The sequence below is a fragment of the Pseudomonas sp. AC252 genome (genome assembly GCF_979258105.1).
In genome coordinates, this window is the sequence record NZ_OZ409837.1 from 3,623,711 (window position 1) to 3,649,120 (window position 25,410).

Below are 25,410 nucleotides of genomic sequence, written 5' to 3' on the forward strand. Positions count from 1 at the left end.
CCTTTCACCCCGTATTTAACCGAATTGTTGCCCGCCGAGGACACATGATGAACGACGATATGAACGCGCAGGACGATCAGGCACTGGCCGATGAATGGGCTGCGGCCCTGGAAGAAACCGGTGATGCTGGCCAGGCTGACATCGATGCACTGCTGGCCGCCGACGCCGGTACTTCCAGCTCCAACCGTCTGCCGATGGAAGAGTTCGGCAGCGTGCCGAAGAACAATGATCCGGTGACCCTCGACGGCCCGAACCTGGACGTGATCCTCGACATTCCGGTGTCGATTTCCATGGAAGTCGGTAGCACCGACATCAATATCCGCAACCTGCTGCAACTCAACCAGGGTTCGGTGATCGAGCTTGATCGTCTGGCCGGTGAGCCGCTCGACGTGCTGGTCAACGGCACCTTGATCGCCCACGGCGAAGTAGTGGTGGTCAACGAGAAGTTCGGCATCCGCCTGACTGACGTGATCAGCCCAAGCGAACGCATCAAGAAGCTGCGCTGAGTGAAGAGGTTTCTCTGGGCTTTGCTGGCATTGCCGTTGAGCGTGCTGGCTGCCGAACCGAGCGCAACCACCGCTGCGCCTGCCGCCACTGCGCCCATGGTCAACAGCGGCGTGGCCGGGCAACTGACGCAGTTGGTGTTCGGTTTGCTGCTGGTGCTGGGCCTGATCTTCTTCCTCGCCTGGCTGTTGCGCCGGGTGCAGCAGGCAGGTCCGGCGGGCAAGGGCCAGGTGATCGAGCTGATCGGTTCGCGCGCGCTCGGCCCGCGTGACCGCTTGATGCTGGTGCAGGTCGGCAACGAGCAGATCCTGCTCGGCCTCAGCCCCGGCACCATCACCGCGCTGCATGTGCTCAAAGAGCCGGTCGAAGTCCCCACTGCCAGCGAAAAAGCGACGCCGGAATTTGCCCAGCAGCTGCTGAAAATTCTCGGCAAGGATCAGAAGGATACGAAGTAATGGGTGCGCTCCGCATCGTCTTGACGCTGGCCCTGATGCTGGCTGCGCCGCTGGCGTTCGCCGCCGATCCATTGTCGATCCCGGCGATTACGCTGGGCACCAATGCCGACGGCGCGCAGGAATACTCGGTCAGCCTGCAGATCCTGCTGATCATGACCGCGCTGAGCTTTATTCCGGCGGCGGTCATTCTGATGACCAGTTTCACACGGATCATCATTGTCTTCTCGATCCTGCGTCAGGCGCTTGGCCTGCAACAGACGCCATCGAACCAGATCCTCACCGGCATGGCGCTGTTCTTGACGCTGTTCATCATGGCGCCGGTGTTCGACCGGGTGAACAACGACGCGCTGCAACCGTATCTGGCAGAAACCCTGACCGCGCAGCAAGCGGTAGAAAAAGCCCAGGTGCCGATCAAGGATTTCATGCTCGCCCAGACCCGCTCCAGCGATCTGGAGCTGTTCATGCGCCTGTCCAAGCGCACCGACATCGCCAGCCCGGATCAGGCACCGCTGACCATTCTGGTACCGGCGTTCGTCACTTCCGAGCTTAAAACCGCGTTCCAGATCGGCTTCATGATCTTCATTCCGTTCCTGATCATCGACTTGGTCGTGGCGAGCGTGCTGATGGCCATGGGTATGATGATGCTCTCGCCGCTGATCATCTCGCTGCCCTTCAAGATCATGCTGTTTGTGCTGGTCGATGGCTGGGCGCTGATCATCGGTACTCTGGCCAGCAGTTTTGGAGGTGTGTCGCCATGACGCCGGAAGTCGCGGTCGATATCTTTCGTGAAGCGCTGTGGCTGACCACCATGATGGTCGCCATCCTGGTGGTGCCGAGCCTTCTGGTCGGCCTGCTGGTGTCGATGTTCCAGGCCGCCACGCAGATCAACGAACAGACCCTGAGCTTCCTGCCGCGTCTGCTGGTGATGCTGGTGACCTTGATCATCGGCGGTCCGTGGATCGTGCAGACGTTCATGGAATACATCATCCAGCTGTACAAAAACATTCCGATGGTCATCGGCTAAGCCATGCAATCGCTGCTTCAGCTGACCGACACCCAGATCAGCACCTGGGTGGCGTCGTTCATGTTGCCGCTGTTTCGCGTCGCCTCGATGCTGATGGTCATGCCGGTGTTCGGCACCACCCTGATCCCGCGTCGCGTGCGCCTGTATTTCGCCGTGGCGATCACCGTGGTCATCACCCCGGCGCTGCCGCCGATGCCGGCCGTCAGCCCGCTGGATCTCAGCGGCCTGCTGCTGATCGGCGAGCAGATTCTGGTCGGTGCCGTGCTCGGCTTTTCCCTGCAACTGTTCTTCCAGGCCTTCGCCGTCGCCGGGCAGATTGTCGCGGTGCAGATGGGCATGGGCTTCGCTTCGATGATCGACCCTACCAACGGCGTTTCGGTGGCGGTGATCGGGCAGTTTTTCACCATGCTGGTGACGCTGCTGTTCCTGTCGATGAACGGCCACTTGGTGGTATTCGAAGTCCTGACTGAAAGCTTCACCACGCTGCCGGTCGGCGGTGGTTTGATGGTCGAGCATTACTGGGAACTGGCCGGCAAACTCGGCTGGGTGCTGGGCGCCGCGTTGTTGCTGGTATTGCCCGCCGTCACCGCATTGCTGGTGGTCAACATTGCGTTCGGCGTGATGACCCGCGCCGCGCCGCAACTGAACATCTTCTCGATCGGTTTTCCGCTGACCCTGGTGCTCGGCCTGTTCATCGTCTGGGTTGGCCTTGCGGACATTCTCAACCAGTATCAACCGCTGGCCAGCGAGGCCTTGCAGTTGCTACGCGAACTGGCACGGGCGCGCTGAGTCATGGCAGAGAGCGAAAGCGGTCAGGACAAAACAGAAGACCCCACGGAGAAACGCAAAAAGGACTCCCGTGAGAAGGGCGAGATTGCCCGCTCCAAGGAACTCAACACCCTCGCCGTGATGATGGCCGGCGCCTCTGCGCTGCTGATCTTCGGCGGCATGCTCGCGCAAGAACTGATGGACGTGATGCGCTTGAACTTCACCCTGTCCCGCGAAGTGGTGATGGACCAGGGCGCCATGGGCCGGTTTTTGCTGGAGTCGGGCCTGATCGCGCTGCTGGCGATTCAGCCGGTGATGATCACCCTGTTGCTCGCCGCCATCATCGGGCCGATCTCTCTCGGTGGCTGGCTGTTTGCCGCAAGCTCCCTGGCGCCCAAGTTCAGCCGTATGAACCCGGCCGCCGGCCTCAAGCGCATGTTCTCCTTCAAGGCTGTAGTCGAACTGCTAAAGGCACTGGCCAAGTTTCTGATTACGTTGGGCGTGGCGTTGCTGGTGTTGTCCGCCGACGTCGATGACCTCTTGCGCATCGCCCACGAACCACTGGACATGGCGATCATCCACAGTGTTTTGCTGGTGGGCTGGAGCACGCTGTGGCTGGCCTGCGGCCTGATCATCATCGCCGCCGTCGACGTGCCGGTGCAGCTCTGGGAAGCGCACAAGAAACTGCTGATGACCAAGCAGGAAGTGCGCGACGAGCACAAGGACCAGGAGGGTCGCCCCGAGGTCAAGCAGCGTATTCGCCAGACCCAGCGCGAAATGTCCCAGCGGCGCATGATGGCGGCGATTCCCGAAGCCGACGTGGTCATCACCAACCCGACCCACTACGCCGTCGCGCTCAAGTACGACTCGGAGAAGGGCGGCGCACCGGTGCTGCTGGCAAAGGGCAGCGACTTCATCGCCCTGAAAATCCGCGAAATTGCCGTCGCCAACAACGTCATGCTGCTTGAGTCGCCTGCGTTGGCGCGCTCGATTTATTACTCAACTGAGCTTGAGCAGGAAATTCCTGGCGGGCTGTATCTGGCAGTGGCGCAGGTGCTGGCCTACGTCTACCAGATCCGCCAGCACCAGGCAGGCAAGGGCAAGCGGCCGGATCCGTTGAAGGATGATTTGCCTATTCCGCCGGATTTGCGGCGCGATTCCTGACGGTTACCGTCTGTCTGGAAAACCTCTGAACCTGTCAAGTCTGACAGTAGACGGCTGCGCCCGCCGGCGCTCTTATTGCCATGGGAATTCTCCCGGCATTTCCCTGCATTGGTCGCTCTGTTCATCTGAGACGAGTACCAGGGAGCGGCGCCTGCATCGGGTTTCAGAGGAAGCAATCATGGCAGACCAGCCCTACATAAAGTTGCAAGGTATGGAGGTTGAATTCGTCTCGGGAGTGTTGGAACCACGGACAGCCGATCGCGCAATCGGTTACACCGTAACTTTCAAGTTGATGCTGGACTTCACCCATTTCAAGCAGAGGGCCAACACCTACAGCGCCGATTATCTGGATGTGTCGAGCAACGCGATTCGGCCGGAGCTGGAGGGTTTGGCGTACCACAATAACTACAGTGTGATTGGTGGTTCTGCAGGAACAATCACCAAAAGTGCGATGCTTTTCAAACTCTTCACCGATCCGGATTTGTACCTGGATGGCTGGATCGACAATGAAATGGAGAGACGATTTGGCAAACCGGAATTCGTCATCGAGGAAAATGCTCTTTTGATTACGGCGCGGCAGGACTTTCGTTGGAAAAAACCGGAGCGCGAAATCAAGATCGAAGATCTCCCCATCATTTGGTTTGATTGGGCTCTCACCCTCATAGAGCAGCGCACAAAAGTGTCTTGGGGGCTGCCGGAGCTTACGACGCCGATATCGGTGGTGACGTTTATGTACCCGCAGCACGAGGTCGTCGTTATCGAGGGTACGGAGCTGCTCAAGGGCGCGCGCTATATCAACGGCAAGAAGCTCGTTTTTGGCCCGATTACACCTGAACAGGTTTTAACGGCGTAGTGATCTGCAACCCGTCGCCCCGATTAAAACGGGGCGGCGGGTTTTTTCTGCCTCAAGATTTTTGTTGCGCCTTAGCCAGTATTCGCGCTCCCACTTTGGAAGCCGTTCAACCGTGGGAGCGAGCCTGCTCGCGAAGGCGTCAGAATTGACGCTGGGCCATGGGCATCGACTCCGTTTTTGGAAAGTGAAGGAGTGAGTTAACGCGCATTGGTGGGGTTGCACACCTGTCAGAGTTGACAGATGTGGAGTGATATCCGACGGGCGGTCGCCTTCGCGAGCAGGCTCGCTTGCGCAGGATTTGTGTTTCGACGGCTGATCTTCTGAGATGTCGTAGTCAGGACCGGACGAGATCGGGATGATTGCGGAGCATTAGTCCGAAGATAAATCGATGCCGGAGCGTCGGTCGGTCAGACGATTTTCGGATGTGTGGTGGACTACCATTCGTCGCATTTAACTGCCTACCTGTAATTTCTGACAGTAGCCAAATCTCCCGTTCGAGAGTGTAAATGCCTGTACCACACTCATGCTGAACAGGACGCTCTCCCATGGCTAATCAGAACTCGAATTCCCCGGATACCCGTAACGCAAATATTCAAGAAAAGTATGGTGAGCCGAAGTTCACCAATGCGCCCTATACCATTGCACCGGGTGGGCGGCTCAAGGATATTGAATTGCTCCTGACTACCGGCAATACGCCAGTTGCCGGTGGTCATGTCAGTCTGATGATTCCGGACGACTTCAAATACGCCGATGGTCTCAGTGGCAAGCGTGACTTCGTCACCGACGCTGGCGGTAGAGTCAGCATCAGCGGGGTAAAAGGCACGCCTGTGCCCGGTCCCTACACCTTGATCGCTTCCAGTGGTGCTAAGACCGCCAAGGCAGATGTGACGGTTACTGCCTTGGGCCCGGTCGGCAGCATCCCGGTCGGAAAGAACCCGTAGAACATCGCCGTCAGTCCGGATGGCGCCCGCGCATATGTTTGCAATAGTTATGGCGAATCGGTGTCGGTGATTGATACGGCAACGAATCGGGTCATGGCCGATATCCCGACTGGGAAAGCGAAGGGGGTCGGTTTTAGTCCAGACAGCAAACGCGCTTATGTAAGTGGTGCTGAAGACACCGTCTTGGTGATTGATACGGCGACGAATAAGGTTCTACAGACCGTTGCGGTCGGAATGCGGCCGAGCGGCGTCGCGGTCAGCCCGGATGGTAGCCGCGCTTATGTTTGCAATGAGGCTGATAAAACTGTCTCTGTGATAGATACGGCGACGAATGGAGTCCTGACAACCATACCGGTCGGTGGGCACCCCACGATGTCGCTTTCAACCCGGACGGTACCCTAGCCTATATCACTTGTGGGGGTTCGCTGTCGGTATGGTTGATTGATACGGTGACATATCAAGTCCAGCAGGGCATCGAATTCGACTACAGAAGTTATTACGTCGCTATCAGTCTGGACGGTACCCGCGTTTTTGTCAGTCAAGATCAAAGCGAAAAAGTCTGGGTATTTAACGCGGCGATAGATCAGGTACTGGCGCAAATCGAGGTCCCGCGGAATCCAGGAGGCCTCGCTCTCAGTCCAGACGGTAGCGCCATCTATGTCTGCAGCGGTGTTGGCAAGGTGGTCTCGGTGATTGATACGGAGACGTATCAAGTCCGCAGAAACATCCCTGTCGGCGAATTTCCGCTCGGGATCGCCGTTAGTAAGGATGGCAGCCTGGCTTATGTTACCCAATTCAGTGATAACACGGTCTCGGTGATTGAGCCTCAGGTTTGAACGTTATTATCAGCAACCAATGCAGCCCAAGACGCTAAGCGTCCCTATCCGAACCGACGCCGAGCGTTTTTAGGCATTCCCGCGGGAGCGTTGGAATGCCTTAACGGAGCGCGCTACCGTGGCAACTCCAGATTATCCAGCACCCGATTCACCGCCAATTCTCCGAGCATGATCAGCTGTGCAATCCCCATCAGCGTCCGGCGCTGGGATGGTTTCACCAGCCCGGCGAATTCCTGGGCGATGGTTTTGGCCGAGGCGAGGGTTTCGCAGGCGTTGGCCAGCAGGTCTTCGTTTTTGGTGTCGGCGGTGACGGCGTACATGGCGCGGGAGCTGAAGGGTGGCGGGGTGGAGCCGGGTGGGCAGAGATAGTGATCGAGGGCGCGGTCGGCGGCTTGGTGGAGTTTTTTGGAGTCGAGGGATTCGTAGGGGGAGGTGGGGTCGGTTTCGGGTGGGTTGGGTGTTGGTTTGATCATGGCGAAGCTCCTTTGAAGTGGAGCCGCTACAACCTGTCGCTAAACAGGAAGGGTGGCGGCTGTACGCGGGTTAGCGAACCGGTCAAAGGCACCCGGCAGACCCGAAGGTCTCCCGCATACAGCCACCATGACGAAATCGCGAAAATACAGATCCGCAACGAAGCCTGGAACGCTGATGCACCTTTGACATGAGTTCGAGTCGCTAAACCCGATCGCTGATTCGTCAGCGACCGGACCACAATAGAACCCGACCTCAAAGCGCACAAGCCGGCGGATTCTGGCTTGGCTGTAGGCATTGGCGCAAGGTTTTGTAGCCTTGGGCGTGTCTGGAGGTGTCTTTTAAACACTTCGGTTTAAAAAGCAAAAAGTCGGGCGAAGATCTGGGGGAACCGTGGTAAGTTCCCTTTAATCCAGTGTAAGCAGTAATTTGGTTGAAACTATTAGGGGGCTAAGTACATGGCTGGATGAATGCCAATTGGTTGTGGTGGTTTTGATCCCCAAAAAAAGGTAAGTCGAGGGATTGTCGCGTATGCCAACGTGTCTATATATGTCAATCTGTGCTCGGATGAGCTATTGCCGGTATGGAACCTCGCACCGAACTCCATATTGCTATAGCAACTAGAAGTGAGGTGTAGTATTTCATGATGTAGTGTGTTGTGGCTATCTAATTTGATTCCGCTTTGCAAGTCTATCCATGCGCCAGCGGACGCCATGTCCGAAAATGTCTTTGTGGAAATAACTAAGTTCCATATATTGGTTGAAACTACTTCGTAACTTAGCGTGGAGCCCTTTGCATCAGTGACAGCAATCGTCGTTTTTCCATCTCCGGTACTTCGCACTACCCCTCTCTCATCAACTGAGGCTACAGAGTTGTTTTCTGAGCGATAAGTGTACGGAGGCACACCACCAAAGGCTTGTCTTCGGTCCATTGATCCTATGGGGTCGCTTGAGCGTGACCAAGATGCTGGTGGATTGGTCACGATTACGTTTTCCCCACTAAGGAATAGCGTAGTGGTTTCGATGCTAAGTTTTGGCGTCGCCATGATCGTATATCTCCGGATTGGGGCAGTCACTGCTTGATCTTCGTTGATATTGCCGTCGTAATTGATTTTGAATATGACCTGCAGTTCAGAGTTATCTTGCAATCCCAGTAGTTCCTCTACTGGCGCGAGTGGGAATAAGCCTTCCAAATCACTCGGTTCCACGTTTGCGCCGTCGTATATCACGCCGTTATAAGGTGTTCCGTTTTCATTGGTTCCAATAAGCCGCAACCAAACTTTATGCTCGATGGCTATCAACAACCATTTGACGATGTGAATACGAGCATCGTCCTCAAGCTTGTTGGTCTCTAAAACTTCACTTGTTTCGCCTGCGATATCCGGGGTCGGTAATCTTGGATCTCCACCGACGATTGGGTTGATGGCAAGTATGAGCTCGGTCGATTCGCCCTCGGGCTTTCCTTCACGCATCAGTTCCCATTTCAACTTGATGGTGGTCCCGCGTCTTGCCAGGAGAAATGCCGGGGTGAGTTTGAAGTTGGCGCGTTTGTTTTGGTTAATCAATGCCAGCGGAAATGGTTTGGCCCCCGGCAAAGGATCAATTTCTACCAACCGCGCCTGGTCTCCCGTCAGCGCTGCGAGGTGCTCTATGCGCACGGTAATGCCGTCTTCATAAGCCAATACATCAATGGGATTGGTCGCCGGTGTCACGAGCGTCGGTGGCAACAGATCGACCGGGGCTGTTCCAGTCACACTCGCGGTGGCCATAGTGGAACTGCCCACCAACCCAACCCCCGCCCTGTGCAACTCATAAGTCGCCGTCACTTGGCTACCCGCAAAAACCTTATCGTTAGCCACTTCAAGGAAGCACGGCAGTTTGCCAATGAACGGATCTTCTTCCACCGTGCCGTTCACCGTCACCACCACGTCTGCGGGTTGCCCTGTATCGGTAGCGGTATACGTCGCGCGAATTTCGTCACCCACCATGAAGCGGTTGTCTTTGGTCAAAACCACCAGCAGCAATGGATTGCCCGCCAGTTTCTCCAGATCGATGATGCTCGCGTCGTCGCCGGGGAAATCTTCTTTGCGTTCCAGCAGGATCGGCATGGGCAACAGTTCACCATCCAGATCCTCATCCACCGTTTGCACTGGCGACCATGCCGCATCGGTATCCGGGCCGTTGCCGAGTTGATCGGTGACCGTGAAGGAAAAATGCAGTTTCTTATCCAGCCGTTTCGCCTTGTCCAGGTAGGCGCGGGTGATGGTGAAGCAGATGGTGATGGGCACTTCCGAGCCGGGGTTCGGCGGTTGCGGCGCCTGGTTGGGGTTCACTCTGGGCTTGGGGTCGAGGTACTCGCCGTTGCATTTGAGGGTGATGAGGTCGTAAGCCCGACAGTATGGATAAGCCACGCAGATTTCGGCGCTGACGAAATCCGGGCCGACGCCGTTCTTGATGGTGTCCGGCAGCAACAGTTTCAGCTCGGAGTGGCCGTCGATTTCGGGAAAGCGATCCTTCAAGCCAGGGCGGATGCGGTTGTAGAGTATTTCCAGCGGCGGTTCGGAGGTGCCGATGTTGCCGCTGCCGCGTCTGATGGTGTAGTACAGCTTGTTGACCCGGTCTGGATGCAGGCGACCTTTGGGAATGCGCAATGTGGTTCGCGCATTCGGATCGGCGATGGTTTCGCTGTCTAGCACCGCGGACTCACCCACCAGCCAGAGTTCCATGACGTCGCCGGGGTCCATGGTGCCCGAAAGCGGCGGGTCGACGAGCACAACGGCGCCTTCGCCGTCGTTCACCAAATCGTAAGCCACCAGTGACAAACCGATGTGCGCGCCTGTTACGGGCTTGGTCTGGCCGTTGACGATGGGCGAGCTCAGGACGAGGACAGTGTTGTCTGGTGGGGTTTTGCTGGTCATGGGTAGGGCTCCTGCGCGGTGGGAATGGGCAGGGATTATCAGAGCGCTTAATTGCCGATTGCGCACCTGTCAGATCTGACAGGTGTCGATGGTTTTCGGACGAGTGGTCGGGTTGGGCGATGGGGAAAGGAGGCCCGCCATCATGGTTGGTGGAGGGCGGTTTAATGTGCCGTGGAGATGTGTCGCTTGGTCGTCAGCTTTCGCGAGCAGGCTCGCTCCCACGGGTTCGGCGTGTACGTACAGGTTTTTAGATCGTTTCCGCGCGCGGCGAAGGAATGCCTCAACGGATGCGCCGCGTTCGGCTTTGGAGGGGACGCAGAGCGTCCTGGGCTGCATTCCCACGCAGAGCGTGGGAACGATCATGGGTACGCGGCTATTGGGGCAACTCCAGATTATCCAGCACCCGATTCATCGCCAGCTCCCCGAGCATGATCAACTGCGCGATGCCCAGCAGCGTTCTGCGCTGCGATGCGGGGATGAGGTTGGCGAAGTCATTGGCGATGGTTCTGGCCGAGGCGAGGGTTTCGCAGGCGTTGGCCAGCAGTTCTTCGTTTTTGAAGTCGGCGGTGACGGCGTACATCGTGCGTTTTTACGCGGCGGTGGCGGGGAGCCGGGCGGGCAGAGGTAGTGATCGAGGGCGCGATCGGCGGCGTCGTGGAGTTTGGTGGAGTCGAGGGATTCGTAGGGGGAGGTGGGATCGGTTTCGGGTGGGTTGGGGGTTGGTTTGGTCATGGTGGAGCTCCTGAGTTTATGGAGCCACTCTTTTCCCTGTCGCTAAACAGGTGAAGGTGGCAGCTGTACGCAGGTTAGCGAACCGGTCTCAGGCACCCCGGTAGACCCGAAGGTCTCCCGCATACAGCCGCCATAACGTTATTGCAGGCGAAGATCTCCGCAACGTAGCTACGAACGCTGATGCACTGAGAGAGTCCGGGTCGCTAAACCCGATCGCTGATTCGTCAGCGACCGGACCACAATAGAACCCGACCCCAAAGCGCACAAGCCGGCGGATTCTGGCTTGGCTGTAGGCATTGGCGCAAGGTTTTGTAGCCTTGAGACCGTGTCTGCAGGTGTCTTTTAAACAGCTTCGTTTAAATCTAAGAATTGCGCCGGACCTGATGGCCTCTTCGCGAGCAGGCTCGCTCCCACAGGGATCTTCAGTGGTTGCAGGTTTTGTGCCCGACACGGACCAAATGTGGGAGCGGGCTTGCTCGCGAAGGGGCCGGCCCGGTCAGCAGAAAATCTTCAATCAAATACCTCTGTATCAATGAATGGCAAAAGTTGGAAAGCTTCTTGCAGTAGCCGCCCTGCGCCCGTTCTGGGCGTCAAAAGTTTGCTTTAAAGGAACGGGGAAAACCGGTGGATCGCACTCAGTTATTCAATACAGCACGCACCAACGTTGCCGATCTCAGTCGAGGCAATCTGGGCGTGCCGTTGCTGCTGCTGGTGATGCTGGCGATGATGATGTTGCCGGTGCCGCCGTTCCTGCTCGACGTCTTCTTTACCTTCAACATTGCCCTGTCCATCGTCGTCCTGCTGGTCTGCGTGTATGCGCTGCGGCCGCTGGATTTCGCCGTGTTCCCTACCATTCTGCTGGTGGCGACGCTGTTGCGGCTGGCCTTGAACGTGGCCTCGACGCGAGTGGTCATGCTCCACGGTCAGGACGGCCACGCCGCCGCCGGTAAGGTGATTCAGGCCTTCGGTGAGGTGGTGATCGGCGGTAACTACGTGGTCGGTATCGTGGTCTTCGCGATCCTCATGATCATCAACTTCGTCGTGGTGACCAAGGGTGCCGGGCGGATTTCAGAGGTGAGCGCGCGTTTCACCCTCGATGCGATGCCCGGCAAACAAATGGCGATCGACGCCGACCTCAACGCCGGCTTGATCGACCAGAATCAAGCCAAGTCGCGCCGTCAGGAAGTTGCTCAGGAGGCGGAGTTCTACGGTTCGATGGACGGTGCGAGCAAGTTCGTCCGCGGTGACGCCATCGCCGGCCTGCTGATTCTGTTCATCAACCTCATCGGCGGTATGGCGGTCGGTATCTTCCAGCACGGCATGAGCTTCGGCGATGCCGGCAAGGTTTACGCTTTGTTGACTATCGGTGACGGTTTGGTGGCGCAATTGCCATCACTGTTGTTATCGACAGCGGCGGCGATCATGGTGACCCGTGCCTCCGGCTCGGAAGACATGGGCAAGCAGATCAACCGTCAGATGTTCGCCTCGCCGAAAGCGCTGGCCGTGGCGGCTGGTTTGATGGCGGTGATGGGCCTGGTGCCGGGCATGCCGCACTTCTCCTTCCTGAGCATGGCGGCGCTGGCTGCGGGCGGCGCGTACCTGTTCTGGAAGAAGCAGAACGTCGCCAAGGTCGTGGCGCTGGAAGAGGTCAAGCGTCAGCAGGAACTGCTGCCGTCGCCGGCACGGGCCATGGAAACCAAAGAGCTGGGCTGGGACGACGTCACGCCGATCGACATGATCGGCCTGGAAGTCGGCTATCGCCTGATTCCGTTGGTGGATCGCAATCAGGGCGGGCAGTTGCTGGCGCGGATCAAGGGCGTGCGCAAGAAGCTCTCGCAGGATCTGGGCTTCCTGATGCCGACCGTGCACATCCGCGACAACCTCGATCTGGCGCCGAGCGCGTATCGCCTGACCCTGATGGGGGTGATTCTGGCCGAGGCCGAAATCTACCCGGATCGCGAACTGGCGATCAACCCGGGCCAGGTCTACGGCTCGCTCAACGGAATCAACGCCAAAGATCCGGCTTTTGGCCTGGAGGCGGTGTGGATCGAAATCAGCCAGCGCGCCCAGGCGCAATCGCTCGGCTACACCGTGGTCGATGCGAGCACCGTGGTCGCCACGCACTTGAACCAGATTCTGTACAAGCACTCCAGTGAGCTGATCGGCCACGAGGAAGTGCAGCAACTCATGCAATTGCTGGCCAAGAGCTCGCCGAAACTGGCGGAAGAGCTGGTGCCGGGCGTGGTTTCGCTGTCGCAGTTGCTCAAGGTCCTGCAAGCGCTGCTCGCCGAGCACGTGCCGGTGCGCGACATTCGCAGCATTGCCGAGGCGATCGCGAACAACGCTGCCAAGAGTCAAGATACCGCCGCGCTGGTCGCCGCTGTGCGGGTCGGCGTATCCCGTGCAATCGTCCAAAGCATTGTAGGCACTGAGTCCGAGCTGCCTGTAATCACATTGGAACCAAGGTTGGAACAGATATTGCTCAATAGTCTGCAGAAGGCAGGACAAGGCTCGGAAGAGGGCGTTCTGCTGGAGCCGAGCATGGCCGAGAAGCTGCAGCGTTCGTTGATCGAAGCGGCCCAGCGTCAGGAAATGCAAGGCCAACCGGTGATCCTGCTGGTGGCAGGCCCGATTCGCGCGATGCTCTCGCGCTTCGGCCGCCTCGCAGTGCCAGGCCTGCATGTGCTGGCCTACCAGGAAGTACCGGACAACAAGCAAGTGACCATCGTTGCGACAGTAGGGCCCAACGGCTGAGGTAGTGGTTTATGCAAGTTAAGCGTTTTTTCGCCGCCGATATGCGTCAGGCCATGAAGCTGGTTCGCGATGAGCTGGGCGCTGATGCCGCCATCATCGGCAACCGCCGCATTGCCGGCGGCGTCGAGTTGACGGCGGCTCTGGATTACAAACTGTCGGCGCTGGCGCCACGGGTTCCGAACATGGAACTCGAAGACGAGCTGCGCAAGACCCAGTCGCGCATCGTCACCGCCCAGGCCGAGCTGAGCCTGCGTGGCGAAGCCGACGGCAACACCAATCAGCAGTTGTTCGCCGGGCTGCCGTTGACCGCAGGCCTGCCGCTGACCGCTGCCGAGCCGCTGAGCGAGCCGACCTACGCCGCCCCGACGCGCCCGGCCGCAGCCCCTGCGCAGGCCTCCGCGGGTGTCGATCCGCGTGCACTGGATTCGATGCGTTTTGAATTGAACAGCCTGCGCGAGCTGATGGAAGTGCAGCTCGGCACCCTGGCCTGGAATCAGTTGCAAGGCAGCCGTCCGGCCCAGGCCAATCTGTATCGCCGTCTGCAGCGCATCGGCCTGTCCGGCCCGCTGTCGCGCGATCTGCTGGCGATGATCACCGATATCGAAGAACCCCGTCAGGCCTGGCGCATGCTGCTCGCGCACCTGGCGCGGATGATTGCCGTACCGGAAGTCGAGCCGCTGGAAGAGGGCGGTGTGATTGCCATGGTCGGCCCCGCCGGCATGGGCAAGACCACCACGCTGGCCAAGCTCGCCGCGCGTTACGTGCTCAAGTACGGCGCGCAGAACGTCGCACTGGTGAGCATGGACAGCTTCCGCATCGGCGCGCAGGAACAATTGAAAACCCTCGGGCGCATTCTTAACGTGCCGGTAACGCACGTCGATCCGGGTCAGTCGCTGGTGCAGGCATTGGATCCACTGCTACGCAAGCGCGTGGTTTTGATCGATACTGCCGGCCTGCAAGCCAGTGATCCGGCGTTGCGCATGCAGCTTGAGAGCCTGGCCGGGCGTGGCATTCGCTCAAAAAATTATCTGGTCCTGGCAACCACCAGCCAGAAACAGGTTCTAACCGCCGCTTATCACAGTTACAAGCGTTGCGGGCTGGCCGGCTGCATCCTGACTAAACTGGATGAAACGGCCAGTCTCGGCGAAGTGTTGAGCCTGGCGATCAGTCATGAATTGCCGGTCGCGTATCTGACCGATGGCCCACGGATTCCGGATGATCTGCATCTGCCGCGTCGTCATCAACTGGTCAGCCGCGCCGTCAGCGTGCAAATGCAGGAAGAACCCAGCGAAGAAGCCATGGCTGACATGTTCGCTGATATCTATCACAGCCCGACCAAGCAGGTTGGCTGAGGTAATCATGAACAGTTTTTGTACCTACATCGATGGTCTGCCACGCATTGTTCCGATCGTGAACGCGCAGCCAGTAATGTGGCCTCCGTCTATGCAAGACAAGGTAAAGAAATAACATGGGCAGCATGCATCCCGTACAGGTGATCGCGGTGACCGGCGGCAAAGGTGGCGTCGGCAAGACTAACGTGTCAGTGAACTTGTCCCTGGCGCTGGCAGAGCTTGGCCGTCGGGTCATGCTGCTGGACGCCGACCTGGGCCTGGCGAACGTCGACGTTCTGCTGGGGCTGACACCCAAACGCACACTGGCCGACGTCATCGAAGGCCGTTGCGAACTGCGCGACGTGCTGTTGCAGGGCCCGGGCGGGATTCGCATCGTGCCGGCGGCCTCCGGCACGCAGAGCATGGTGCACCTGAGCCCGGCGCAACACGCTGGCCTGATCCAGGCGTTCAGCGACATCGGCGACAATCTCGACGTGCTGGTGATCGACACCGCTGCGGGCATTGGTGACTCGGTAGTCAGTTTCGTGCGCGCCGCCCAGGAAGTGTTGCTGGTGGTCTGCGACGAGCCGACTTCGATCACCGACGCTTACGCGCTGATCAAGTTGCTCAATCGCGACTACGGCATGAACCGCTTCCGCGTGCTGGCCAACATGGCGCAGAGCCCGCAGGAAGGGCGCAACCTGTTCGCCAAGTTGACCAAGGTCACGGATCGCTTTCTCGACGTCGCCCTACAATACGTCGGCGCCGTGCCGTACGACGAAAGCGTGCGCAAGGCAGTGCAGAAGCAGCGCGCCGTCTACGAAGCCTTTCCCCGTTCCAAGTGCGCGCTGGCCTTCAAGGCCATCGCCCAGAAGGTCGACACCTGGCCGCTGCCGGCCAACCCGCGCGGGCATCTGGAATTTTTCGTCGAGCGTCTCGTGCAGCAAACCGCAGGGCCTGTGATATGACCGCCAGTGGCATGAATCTTTACAAAAAGTCGGCGCGTGACGCGCAATACGAATTGATCGAGCGCTACGCGCCACTGGTCAAGCGCATTGCCTATCACTTGCTGGCACGCCTGCCGGCCAGCGTGCAGGTCGAAGACCTGATCCAGGCCGGGATGATCGGTTTGCTCGAAGTCTCGACCAAATACGACGCCAGCAAAGGCGCCAGTTTCGAAACGTACGCGGGCATTCGAATCCGCGGCGCGATGCTCGATGAAGTGCGCAAAGGGGACTGGGCGCCACGCTCGGTTCACCGTAATACCAGGATGGTCAGCGACGCGATTCGCTCGATTGAAGCTAAAACCGGCCGTGACGCTAAAGATCACGAGGTTGCGGCCGAACTCCAATTGAGTCTCGACGATTACTACGGGATTCTGAATGACACCTTGGGCAGCCGCCTGTTCAGTTTCGACGACCTGTTGCAGGACGGCGAACACGAAGGGCTGCACGAGGATGGCGCGAGTGCTCATATGGAGCCGTCACGCGATCTGGAAGATGAACGCTTCCAGTCGGCGCTGGCGGACGCGATTGCCAATTTGCCGGAGCGTGAGCGACTGGTGTTGGCGCTGTACTACGACGAAGAGCTGAACCTCAAGGAAATCGGTGAAGTCCTTGGCGTCAGTGAATCGCGGGTCAGCCAGTTACACAGCCAGTGCGCGGCCCGTCTGCGGGGGCGTTTGGGGGAGTGGCGAGCGCGCTGAAGGCAGTGTGGGGACACTGCGAAACGAGGCTGGTGCGGTGATGAACGGCGCCGGTCTCGATCCGTTGTGCTCCAGACAAACTTCGAGTGCTATGCCGATTGATTGAAGTGGCGCGTCCAGGTGCTGGGCGCGTTTAAGACTGCTTGGAGGTCGAATTGAACAAAGACATGAAAATCCTCATCGTTGATGACTTCTCAACGATGCGGCGGATCATCAAGAACCTGCTGCGCGATCTTGGGTTCACCAACACCGTCGAGGCCGACGATGGCGTCACCGCCATTCCGGTGCTCAACAGCGGCAGCATCGACTTTCTGGTAACGGACTGGAACATGCCGGGCATGACCGGTATCGACCTGCTGCGTCACGTGCGCGCCGATGAAAAACTCAAGCACCTCCCGGTGTTGATGGTGACTGCTGAAGCCAAGCGCGAGCAGATCATCGAGGCCGCTCAGGCCGGTGTGAACGGTTACGTAGTCAAACCTTTCACGGCTCAAGCGTTGAAAGACAAAATCGAGAAGATTTTCGAACGCATCGGCTGATGAATGCGCGGGGGAGCTATGGAGCATAACGAATCATCACAGGGCGATTTCGAATCGACCCTGAAAAAACACGCGGTCGAACTGGTCGAGAGCCTTGAAAAAGGCAAGTTCGGCGACGCGGTGCAACTGATCCATGAGCTCAATCAGACCCGTGACCGCGGCCTGTATCAGGAAGTGGGCAAGCTCACACGTGAACTGCACAGTGCGATCGTCAATTTCCAGATCGATCCGCACATGCCGCAGGCTGAGGAAGTGTCGCAAATCACCGACGCCACCGAACGCCTGGGCTATGTGGTCAAGCTGACGGAAGCCGCGGCCAACCGCACCATGGATCTGGTGGAAAGCGCCACGCCGGTGGTCAACAGTCTCGCTGATGAAGCGCAGACCTTGAGCGCCGATTGGGGCCGCTTCATGCGTCGCGAGGTCGGGGCAGAAGAGTTCCGCGAACTGGCGCGCCGGGTCGACGGTTTTCTGTCACGCAGCAGCACGGACAACCGTGCGGTGTCGAGCAACCTCAACGACATTCTGCTGGCTCAGGATTACCAGGACCTCACAGGTCAGGTGATCAAGCGTGTGACCCAACTGGTCACCGAAGTCGAAAGCAATCTGCTCAAACTCGTGCTCATGGCCAGTCAGGTCGACCGCTTTGCGGGCATCGAACATGACCGCGCCGCAATGCTTGCTGAAAAAGATCCACAAAAACATCTCTCGCAGGGTGAAGGTCCGCAGATTCATGCCGATAAACGAGAAGACGTTGTGTCCGGTCAGGACGATGTGGACGATTTGTTATCCAGCCTTGGATTCTAGAGTTTCGGAATTCGGGTTTTTTGGGTTTTTAGACCTGTAGGAGCACCCCATTAATGAGCTTCGGCGCCGATGAAGAGATCCTTCAGGATTTCCTGGTTGAGGCCGGCGAGATTCTTGAGCAACTGTCCGAACAACTGGTCGAGCTGGAAAGCCGCCCGGATGATGCAGATCTGCTCAATGCAATTTTTCGCGGTTTCCACACTGTAAAAGGGGGCGCCGGCTTCCTTCAGCTCAATGAGCTGGTGGAGTGCTGTCACATCGCCGAAAACGTGTTCGACATCCTGCGCAAGGGTGAGCGTCGCGTTGATGCAGAACTGATGGACGTGGTGCTCGAAGCACTGGACGCGGTGAACAGCATGTTCAGCGAAGTCCGTGAACGTGCACCGATCACCGCCGCGACGCCGGAACTGCTGGCCGCGCTGGCGCGTCTGGCCGAGCCGCAATCGGCGGATGAAGCCGTGGCCGCACCGGTAGAAGTGGTGGAAGAGCCGGTCGCCGAAAGCGCATCGGACGACATTACCGATAACGAATTCGAACAACTGCTGGACTCGCTGAATGCCGTCAAGGCTCAGGCCGAGGCCCCGGCTGCTGCTGTTGCTCCGGCGCAGGTTGCCGACACGGCCGCCAGCGATGAAATCACCGACGCCGAGTTTGAATCGCTGCTCGATCAGCTGCACGGCAAAGGCCAGTTCGCTGTCGATGCGGTCGCTCCGGCGCCAGCAGCAGCGGCTCCGGCCGCGCCTGCTGCAGGCGACAGTTCGGACATCACCGACGACGAATTCGAAGCCTTGCTCGATCAGTTGCACGGCAAGGGCAACTTCGCCGTTGACGCGCTGGAATCGGCCATTGCTTCGGCGCCGGCAGCCCCTGCTGCACCGGCAGCCGCTGCGGCCGGCAGCGACCTGATCAGCGATCACGAATTCGAATCGCTGCTCGACGAATTGCACGGCAAAGGCAAGTTTGACGCCAGCGCTGCGACTGCCGGCTCTGCCTCGAGCGTCGCCACGCCAGCGGCGAAAGCTCCGGCTACCGCTGCTGCGCCGAAACCTGCGGCCAAGCCTGAGCCGAAAGCCGAGGCACCGAAACCGGCCGCCGCTGCTGCACCGGCTGCGGCTCGCGCTCCTGCGACACCGCCCGCGGAGAAACCGGCCAGCGAAGCGGAAACCACCGTACGCGTCGACACCGCGCGGCTCGACGAGATCATGAACATGGTCGGCGAGCTGGTGCTGGTGCGTAACCGTCTGGTGCGCCTGGGCCTCAACAGCGGCGACGAAGCCATGTCCAAGGCCGTGTCGAACCTCGACGTGGTCACCGCTGACCTGCAGACCGCCGTGATGAAGACGCGGATGCAGCCGATCAAGAAGGTCTTCGGGCGCTTCCCGCGTCTGGTTCGCGACCTCGCACGCCAACTGAAGAAAGAGATCAACCTGGAACTGGTGGGTGAAGAAACCGACCTCGACAAAAACCTTGTCGAGGCTCTGGCCGACCCGCTGGTCCACTTGGTGCGCAACGCCGTCGACCACGGCATCGAGTCGCCGGAAGAGCGCGAAGCGTCGGGCAAGGCCCGTGGCGGTCGCGTGGTGCTGGCGGCCGAGCAGGAAGGCGACCATATCCTGCTGTCGATCTCCGACGACGGCAAAGGCATGGACCCGAACGTGCTGCGCGCCATTGCGGTAAAACGCGGCGTGATGGACAAGGACGCGGCCGATCGCCTGAGCGATACCGAGTGCTACAACCTGATTTTCGCCCCGGGTTTCTCGACCAAGACCGAGATCTCCGACGTGTCCGGCCGGGGTGTCGGCATGGACGTGGTGAAGACCAAGATTTCCCAGCTCAACGGTTCGATCAACATCTATTCGACCAAGGGCCAGGGTTCGAAGATCGTCATCAAGGTGCCGTTGACCCTCGCGATCATGCCGACGCTGATGGTCATGCTCGGCAATCAGGCGTTCGCGTTCCCGCTGGTCAACGTCAACGAAATCTTCCACCTCGACCTGTCGACCACCAACGTCGTCGACGGTCAGGAAGTGGTGATCGTGCGCGACAAGGCGCTGCCATTGTTCTACCTCAAGCGCTGGCTGGTCAGCTCCGCCGCTCACGAAGAGCAGCGCGAAGGCCATGTAGTGATTCTTTCGGTGGGCACTCAGCGGATCGGCTTCGTCGTCGATCAACTGGTCGGCCAGGAAGAAGTGGTCATCAAGCCATTGGGCAAAATGCTTCAGGGAACTCCAGGCATGTCCGGCGCCACCATCACCGGTGACGGCCGCATTGCGCTGATTCTCGATGTTCCAAGCATGCTCAAGCGTTACGCCACGAAGCGTATTTGAATCCGGGGCGGCGGCGCGATGACGCGCTGCTGCACCTAATGGAGTGTTTATGGCAGTCAAAGTCCTGGTGGTGGACGATTCGGGGTTTTTCCGCCGCCGCGTCTCGGAAATTCTTTCGTCGGATCCGAGCATCCAGGTGGTCGGCACGGCCACCAACGGTAAAGAGGCGATCGATCAGGCCATGGCCCTCAAGCCTGACGTGATCACCATGGACTACGAGATGCCGATGATGGACGGCATCACGGCGGTGCGGCACATCATGCAGCGCTGCCCGACCCCGGTGTTGATGTTCTCCTCGCTGACTCACGAAGGCGCACGGGTAACCCTCGATGCGCTGGACGCCGGCGCGGTGGATTTCCTGCCGAAGAATTTCGAAGACATCTCGCGCAACCCCGAGAAGGTCAAGCAACTGCTGTGCGAGAAAGTCCACAGCATCTCGCGCAGTAACCGTCGTTTCAGTGCCTACAGCGCGCCGGCTCCCGCCGCTGCGCCAGCGCCGACGCCTGCTCCGGCAGCGTCGAGCTACGGCAGCCACACGAGCCACAGCAGCGCTGTCCCGGCACGTCCGGCGCCAGCGCCTGCCCGTGCCTCCGCTGCCAGCGCTTCGTCGCCAGCACCGAAACGCAAAGCCTACAAACTGGTGGCCATCGGCACATCGACTGGCGGCCCGGTTGCGCTGCAACGTGTACTGACGCAATTGCCGGCGAACTTCCCGGCGCCGATTGTGCTGATCCAGCACATGCCGGCGGCGTTCACCAAAGCGTTTGCCGAACGTCTCGACAAGCTCTGCCGCATCAGCGTCAAGGAAGCCGAGGATGGCGACATCCTGCGTCCGGGCCTGGCGCTGCTGGCACCGGGTGGCAAGCAGATGATGATCGACGGCCGTGGCGCGGTGAAGATCCTGCCGGGCGACGAACGTCTGAATTACAAGCCGTGCGTGGACATCACGTTCGGTTCGGCGGCGAAATCCTACGGCGACAAAGTTCTGGCAGTCGTGCTGACCGGCATGGGCGCCGACGGCCGCGAGGGCGCGCGTCTGCTCAAGCAGGGCGGCAGTTCGGTGTGGGCGCAGGACGAAGCAAGCTGCGTGATCTACGGCATGCCGATGGCCATCGTCAAAGCTGATCTGGCTGACGCTGTGTACGGTCTGGACGACATCGGCAAGCACATCGTCGAGGCGTGTATCTGATGGATGTTCTCAGCCTTATCGGCCTCATCATGGCGTTCGTCGCCATCATCGGCGGCAACTACCTTGAAGGCGGTCACCTCGGCGCACTGGCCAACGGCCCGGCGGCGCTGATCGTGCTGGGCGGCACGGTCGGTGCCGCGCTGCTGCAATCGCCGATGAGCGCGTTCAAGCGCGCCATGCAGATTCTCGCGTGGATCTTCTTTCCGCCGCGTGTCGACCTGGCCGGCGGCATCGACCGCGTGGTCAATTGGAGCCTGACGGCGCGCAAGGAGGGCCTGCTCGGCCTCGAAGGCGTGGCCGACGCCGAACCTGACAGCTATTCGCGCAAGGGCCTGCAACTGCTGGTCGACGGCGCCGAGCCGGAAGCCATTCGCAGCATTCTTGAAGTGGATTTCTACACCCAGGAATCCCGCGATATCGAAGCGGCCAAGGTCTTTGAAAGCATGGGCGGCTACGCGCCGACCATCGGCATCATCGGTGCGGTGATGGGCCTGATTCACGTGATGGGCAACCTCGCTGATCCGTCGCAACTGGGTAACGGCATTGCCGTGGCGTTCGTCGCGACCATCTATGGCGTGGCCAGTGCCAACCTGATCCTCTTGCCGGTCGCGGCCAAGCTCAAGTCCATCGCGTTGCGGCAGTCGCGTTATCGCGAAATGTTGCTGGAAGGAATCCTGTCGATCGCCGAAGGTGAAAACCCTCGCTCCATTGAGTTGAAGCTGCAAGGCTTCATGGACTAAGGGAATAACCTCATGGCTCGTCGTCGCCACCAGGAAGAACACGTCAATCACGAGCGCTGGCTCGTGTCCTACGCGGATTTCATCACTTTGCTGTTCGCGTTTTTCGTGGTGATGTACTCGATTTCGTCGATCAACGAAGGCAAATACAAAGTCATTTCCGAAGCGCTGATCGGCGTGTTTACTGACTCCGACCGCTCGCTCAAACCGATTCCGATCGGTGACGAACGACCGAAAACCGTGACCCCGGCCAAGCCGCTGGTCAAGGATGCCGACCAAGTCGACGCCGGCATTTCCGGGGCCAGCGATCCGCTGAAAAGCATCGCCGATGACATCAGTGCCGCCTTCGGTGACTTGATCAGCTCCAATCAGATGACCGTGCGCGGTAACGAGTTGTGGGTCGAGATCGAACTCAATTCCAGCCTGTTGTTTGGCAGTGGCGACGCAATGCCGAGCGACATCGCTTTCAACATCATCGACAAGGTCGCGGCGATCCTGAAACCGTTCGACAACCCGATCCACGTCGAAGGTTTCACCGACGATCAACCGATCCGCACCGCGCAGTACCCGACCAACTGGGAACTGTCCTCGGCGCGCTCGGCGAGCATCGTGCGCATGCTCGCCATGCAAGGCGTGAATCCTGGGCGACTGGCGTCGGTGGGCTACGGCGAATTCCAGCCAGTGGCCAACAACGCCACGGTCGAAGGCCGGGCGAAGAACCGTCGTGTGGTGCTGGTGGTGTCGCGCAATCTTGATGTGCGCCGCAGCCTGACGGGCACCGGAACCGCCAATGCGCAACCGGACGCGGCGTTGAAGCGCGCTGGCACACAAACTGCACCGACCCCGGTCAAGACGCCGGGACGCGAGAGTGCCGTCAATTCTCCGTCGCCCGCATTAACACGCTGAAGCATGTCTCGGTCAACCAATCTGGCCGGGAGGAACGAACTGAATGAGAGTCTGGGCAGTCGCCAATCAAAAGGGTGGTGTCGGTAAAACCACATCCTCCATCGCTCTAGCCGGGTTGCTGGCCGAGGCGGGCAAGCGCGTGGTTGTGGTCGATCTCGACCCGCACGGCTCGATGACCAGCTATTTCGGCTACGACCCCGACAGCCTGGAACACAGCAACTACGACCTGTTTCTGCACAAGGGCAGCGTGCCGCAAGGCCTGCCGGGGCAGCTGCTGTTGTCGACCAGCGATGAACGCATTTCCCTGCTGCCATCGAGCACCGCACTGGCCACCCTTGAGCGGCAGTCGCCGGGGCAGAGTGGCTTGGGTCTGGTGATCGCCAAGAGTCTGGCGCAACTGTGGCAGGACTTCGATTACGCGATCATCGACAGCCCGCCGTTGCTCGGCGTGCTGATGGTCAACGCTCTCGCGGCGAGCCAGCAATTGGTGATCCCGGTGCAGACCGAGCACTTGGCCGTGAAAGGTCTGGAGCGCATGGTCAACACCCTGGCGATGATCAACCGTTCGCGCAAACAGCCGTTGCCGTTCAGCATCGTGCCGACCCTGTTCGACCGCCGCACGCAGGCGTCGATGGGCACCTTACGCGTGCTGCGTGACAAATTCCCCGAAGACATCTGGCACGGCTATATCCCGGTCGATACCCGTCTGCGCGACGCCAGCCGAGCGGGCGTGACGCCTTCGCAATTCGACGGCAAGAGCCGTGGCGTGCTGGCCTACCGCGCGCTGCTCAAGCACCTGCTCGCGCAGCAACTTGTTCCGCAGGTGGCCTGAGATGATTTCGATCTGCTTGCCCGAACCCTGTGGGAGCGCGCCTCGCGAAGCAGACAACGCGGTTTCCCTGTCAGGCGCTGATCACCGATGAACCGCCCAGTGAAACTCACGTCACGTCCGCAACGGGCCTTGCAGTCCTATCTGGAAGACCTGCTGCTCGACCTTCCCGAGGACTTGCCTGCCCCGGTCGAAGCGCTGCCGCCAGTCGTCGAACCGGCGCAGCCTGAAGCGGTGGAAAGCACCGAGGCCATGGACGAGTTCCAGGCCGCCGTGCTGGAAGAACAGGCCCGTGACGCGCAGAAGTCTGCCAGCCCGGTCGCCGCGCCCGCTGTTGCCCCCTTGGCCAAAGCACCAGTCGCGCTGATTGATGAACCGCGCGCGCCACTGTCGACTCTGGCGCCGCTGCTGCAAACGCAATTATTGACCGTGCCGGAACCCGAACCGGAGCCAGAACCCGCGCCGCAGATTGCTGAGCCGCAGGTGCTGGTTCCGCCGCTGGTCGAGGTGCACCTGCCGCCGAACAATCCGCCGCCACCGGTCGAGCCCGATGGCCGTCCGGCCTGGGCTGCCGAAGCCTTCGAATGCTTGCTGTTCGATGTTGCCGGGCTGACCCTGGCGGTGCCGCTGGTGTGCCTCGGCTCGATCTATTCGCTGGCCGGCCACGAGCTGACGCCGCTGTTTGGTCAGCCGGAGTGGTTCCTCGGGATTCTGCCGAGTCAGGCCGGCAACCTGAAAGTTTTGGACACGGCGCGCTGGGTCATGCCGGATCGTTACCGCGATGACTTCCGGCAGGGCCTGCAGTACGTGATTTCGGTGCAAGGTTACGAGTGGGGGCTGGCGGTGCATCAGGTCAGCCGCTCGTTGCGCCTGGACCCGAATGAAATCAAATGGAGAAGTCACCGGGGTCAGCGGCCATGGCTCGCCGGCACCGTGATCGAGCACATGTGTGCATTGCTTGACGTGTCCGCGCTGGCCGAGTTGATCGCCAGCGGCGGGGCAAAGCATTTGAGCGGCAACAAGCCGCTACATAAACCGACATAGCAGCCGACATAACAATCAGGCGATGGCATTTTTCAACGCCACCACACAGAACACACACCGCCCAGGGCGGTTTTTTCGAGGGGTCAGGGTATGAGTAGTCAGGCGTCGAATGCAAAAGGTTCTGAAGATCCGATCCTGCAATGGGTGACCTTCAAACTGGATAACGAAACCTACGGCATCAACGTGATGCGCGTGCAGGAAGTGCTGCGCTACACCGAGATCGCCCCGGTGCCGGGTGCGCCGAGTTACGTGCTGGGCATCATCAACTTGCGCGGCAACGTGGTCACCGTGATCGACACCCGTCAGCGCTTCGGCCTGCACAGCGGCGAGATCAGCGACAACACCCGTATCGTCATCATCGAAGCCGACAAGCAAGTCGTCGGCATCATGGTCGACAGCGTTGCCGAAGTGGTTTACCTGCGTCAGTCGGAAATCGAAACCGCACCAAACGTCGGTAACGAAGAATCGGCCAAGTTCATTCAGGGCGTGTGCAACAAGAACAACGAGCTGCTGATTCTGGTCGAGCTGGACAAGATGATGAGCGAAGAAGAATGGTCGGAACTGGAGAGCATCTGAT

General features: G+C 59.5%; 25 protein-coding genes and 1 pseudogene. 23 read left to right on the top strand and 3 right to left on the bottom strand.

Annotated elements, in window-relative coordinates:
- The first annotated feature begins 47 nt into the window (after nt 1–47).
- The 10 genes from fliN (at nt 48) to ACZZZ4_RS16560 (ending at nt 6,545) form a co-directional block, all read left to right on the top strand.
- Nucleotides 48–506 carry a flagellar motor switch protein FliN gene (gene fliN / locus ACZZZ4_RS16515; RefSeq protein WP_016771070.1) on the top strand — a complete coding sequence of 153 codons (459 nt, stop codon included), beginning with the start codon at nt 48–50 and terminating at the stop codon, nt 504–506.
- Nucleotides 507–959: a flagellar biosynthetic protein FliO gene (gene fliO / locus ACZZZ4_RS16520; protein WP_463548244.1), complete on the top strand. Its 453-nt coding sequence runs from the start codon at nt 507–509 to the stop codon at nt 957–959.
- Complete coding sequence (fliP, locus tag ACZZZ4_RS16525; RefSeq protein ID WP_463548245.1) at nt 959–1,717, top strand: flagellar type III secretion system pore protein FliP; 759 nt, start codon at nt 959–961, stop codon at nt 1,715–1,717. The genes fliO and fliP overlap by 1 nt, the downstream gene beginning before the upstream one ends.
- On the top strand, nt 1,714–1,983 hold the full coding sequence (gene fliQ / locus ACZZZ4_RS16530; protein ID WP_016771067.1) for a flagellar biosynthesis protein FliQ: 270 nt from the start codon (nt 1,714–1,716) through the stop codon (nt 1,981–1,983). The genes fliP and fliQ overlap by 4 nt, the downstream gene beginning before the upstream one ends.
- Nucleotides 1,984–1,986: 3 nt before the next feature.
- Complete coding sequence (gene fliR / locus ACZZZ4_RS16535; protein WP_039761194.1) at nt 1,987–2,772, top strand: flagellar biosynthetic protein FliR; 786 nt, start codon at nt 1,987–1,989, stop codon at nt 2,770–2,772.
- A gap of 3 nt (nt 2,773–2,775) precedes the next feature.
- Nucleotides 2,776–3,915, top strand: coding sequence for a flagellar biosynthesis protein FlhB (gene flhB, locus ACZZZ4_RS16540; protein WP_129999032.1), 1,140 nt, complete (start codon nt 2,776–2,778; stop codon nt 3,913–3,915).
- Nucleotides 3,916–4,093: 178 nt separating this feature from the next.
- On the top strand, nt 4,094–4,768 hold the full coding sequence (locus tag ACZZZ4_RS16545) for a hypothetical protein (RefSeq protein WP_463548246.1): 675 nt from the start codon (nt 4,094–4,096) through the stop codon (nt 4,766–4,768).
- Nucleotides 4,769–5,313: 545 nt separating this feature from the next.
- Entirely contained in the window at nt 5,314–5,709 is a 396-nt protein-coding gene (locus ACZZZ4_RS16550) for a hypothetical protein (protein ID WP_463548247.1), read from the top strand.
- 3 nt (nt 5,710–5,712) lie between these two features.
- Nucleotides 5,713–6,111, top strand: a complete 399-nt coding sequence (locus ACZZZ4_RS16555) for a YncE family protein (protein WP_463549282.1) — start codon at nt 5,713–5,715, stop codon at nt 6,109–6,111.
- 47 nt (nt 6,112–6,158) lie between these two features.
- Nucleotides 6,159–6,545 (top strand): YncE family protein, encoded by a 387-nt coding sequence (locus ACZZZ4_RS16560; protein WP_463548248.1) that lies wholly within the window; start codon nt 6,159–6,161, stop codon nt 6,543–6,545.
- 113 nt (nt 6,546–6,658) lie between these two features.
- On the opposite strand, the gene ACZZZ4_RS16565 is transcribed toward ACZZZ4_RS16560, so the two are convergent.
- The 3 genes and pseudogenes from ACZZZ4_RS16565 to ACZZZ4_RS16575 form a co-directional block, all read right to left on the bottom strand.
- Nucleotides 6,659–7,018 carry a DUF6124 family protein gene (locus tag ACZZZ4_RS16565; protein ID WP_463537766.1) on the bottom strand — a complete coding sequence of 120 codons (360 nt, stop codon included), beginning with the start codon at nt 7,016–7,018 and terminating at the stop codon, nt 6,659–6,661.
- 440 nt (nt 7,019–7,458) lie between these two features.
- Nucleotides 7,459–9,933, bottom strand: a complete 2,475-nt coding sequence (locus tag ACZZZ4_RS16570; protein ID WP_463548249.1) for an Ig-like domain-containing protein — start codon at nt 9,931–9,933, stop codon at nt 7,459–7,461.
- A gap of 373 nt (nt 9,934–10,306) precedes the next feature.
- A pseudogene (locus tag ACZZZ4_RS16575) lies at nt 10,307–10,665 on the bottom strand (DUF6124 family protein).
- Between the two features lie 624 nt (nt 10,666–11,289).
- On the opposite strand from ACZZZ4_RS16575, the gene flhA reads away from it, so the two are divergent.
- The 13 genes from flhA to ACZZZ4_RS16640 all read left to right on the top strand — a co-directional run bounded on the left by flhA (nt 11,290) and on the right by ACZZZ4_RS16640 (nt 25,409).
- The gene (gene flhA, locus ACZZZ4_RS16580) at nt 11,290–13,419 is read left to right on the top strand and encodes a flagellar biosynthesis protein FlhA (RefSeq protein ID WP_016771062.1); all 2,130 of its coding nucleotides are present in this window, start codon (nt 11,290–11,292) and stop codon (nt 13,417–13,419) included.
- Between the two features lie 11 nt (nt 13,420–13,430).
- Nucleotides 13,431–14,771 carry a flagellar biosynthesis protein FlhF gene (flhF, locus tag ACZZZ4_RS16585; RefSeq protein ID WP_024012117.1) on the top strand — a complete coding sequence of 447 codons (1,341 nt, stop codon included), beginning with the start codon at nt 13,431–13,433 and terminating at the stop codon, nt 14,769–14,771.
- Nucleotides 14,772–14,887: 116 nt separating this feature from the next.
- A complete protein-coding gene (fleN, locus tag ACZZZ4_RS16590) occupies nt 14,888–15,718 on the top strand; it encodes a flagellar synthesis regulator FleN (RefSeq protein ID WP_016771060.1) in 831 nt (276 codons plus the stop codon).
- On the top strand, nt 15,715–16,455 hold the full coding sequence (gene fliA, locus ACZZZ4_RS16595; protein ID WP_039763595.1) for an RNA polymerase sigma factor FliA: 741 nt from the start codon (nt 15,715–15,717) through the stop codon (nt 16,453–16,455). Before fleN ends, fliA begins: the two co-directional genes overlap by 4 nt.
- A 167-nt stretch (nt 16,456–16,622) precedes the next feature.
- Nucleotides 16,623–16,994 carry a chemotaxis response regulator CheY gene (locus ACZZZ4_RS16600; protein WP_161986607.1) on the top strand — a complete coding sequence of 124 codons (372 nt, stop codon included), beginning with the start codon at nt 16,623–16,625 and terminating at the stop codon, nt 16,992–16,994.
- 18 nt (nt 16,995–17,012) lie between these two features.
- Nucleotides 17,013–17,801, top strand: coding sequence for a protein phosphatase CheZ (locus ACZZZ4_RS16605; protein ID WP_016771058.1), 789 nt, complete (start codon nt 17,013–17,015; stop codon nt 17,799–17,801).
- 53 nt (nt 17,802–17,854) lie between these two features.
- Nucleotides 17,855–20,128: a chemotaxis protein CheA gene (locus ACZZZ4_RS16610; protein WP_463548250.1), complete on the top strand. Its 2,274-nt coding sequence runs from the start codon at nt 17,855–17,857 to the stop codon at nt 20,126–20,128.
- Nucleotides 20,129–20,177: 49 nt separating this feature from the next.
- The gene (locus ACZZZ4_RS16615; RefSeq protein WP_129999042.1) at nt 20,178–21,317 is read left to right on the top strand and encodes a protein-glutamate methylesterase/protein-glutamine glutaminase; all 1,140 of its coding nucleotides are present in this window, start codon (nt 20,178–20,180) and stop codon (nt 21,315–21,317) included.
- Entirely contained in the window at nt 21,317–22,057 is a 741-nt protein-coding gene (locus ACZZZ4_RS16620; RefSeq protein ID WP_039763601.1) for a flagellar motor protein, read from the top strand. Before ACZZZ4_RS16615 ends, ACZZZ4_RS16620 begins: the two co-directional genes overlap by 1 nt.
- Nucleotides 22,058–22,069: 12 nt before the next feature.
- Nucleotides 22,070–22,960 carry a flagellar motor protein MotD gene (gene motD, locus ACZZZ4_RS16625; protein ID WP_310407209.1) on the top strand — a complete coding sequence of 297 codons (891 nt, stop codon included), beginning with the start codon at nt 22,070–22,072 and terminating at the stop codon, nt 22,958–22,960.
- Nucleotides 22,961–23,003: 43 nt separating this feature from the next.
- Nucleotides 23,004–23,792, top strand: coding sequence for a ParA family protein (locus ACZZZ4_RS16630; RefSeq protein WP_039763606.1), 789 nt, complete (start codon nt 23,004–23,006; stop codon nt 23,790–23,792).
- A gap of 87 nt (nt 23,793–23,879) precedes the next feature.
- Nucleotides 23,880–24,833 (top strand): CheW domain-containing protein, encoded by a 954-nt coding sequence (locus ACZZZ4_RS16635; RefSeq protein WP_463548251.1) that lies wholly within the window; start codon nt 23,880–23,882, stop codon nt 24,831–24,833.
- A 90-nt stretch (nt 24,834–24,923) separates the two neighbouring features.
- Nucleotides 24,924–25,409 (top strand): chemotaxis protein CheW, encoded by a 486-nt coding sequence (locus ACZZZ4_RS16640; RefSeq protein WP_016771050.1) that lies wholly within the window; start codon nt 24,924–24,926, stop codon nt 25,407–25,409.
- Nucleotide 25,410: the final 1 nt, after the last annotated feature.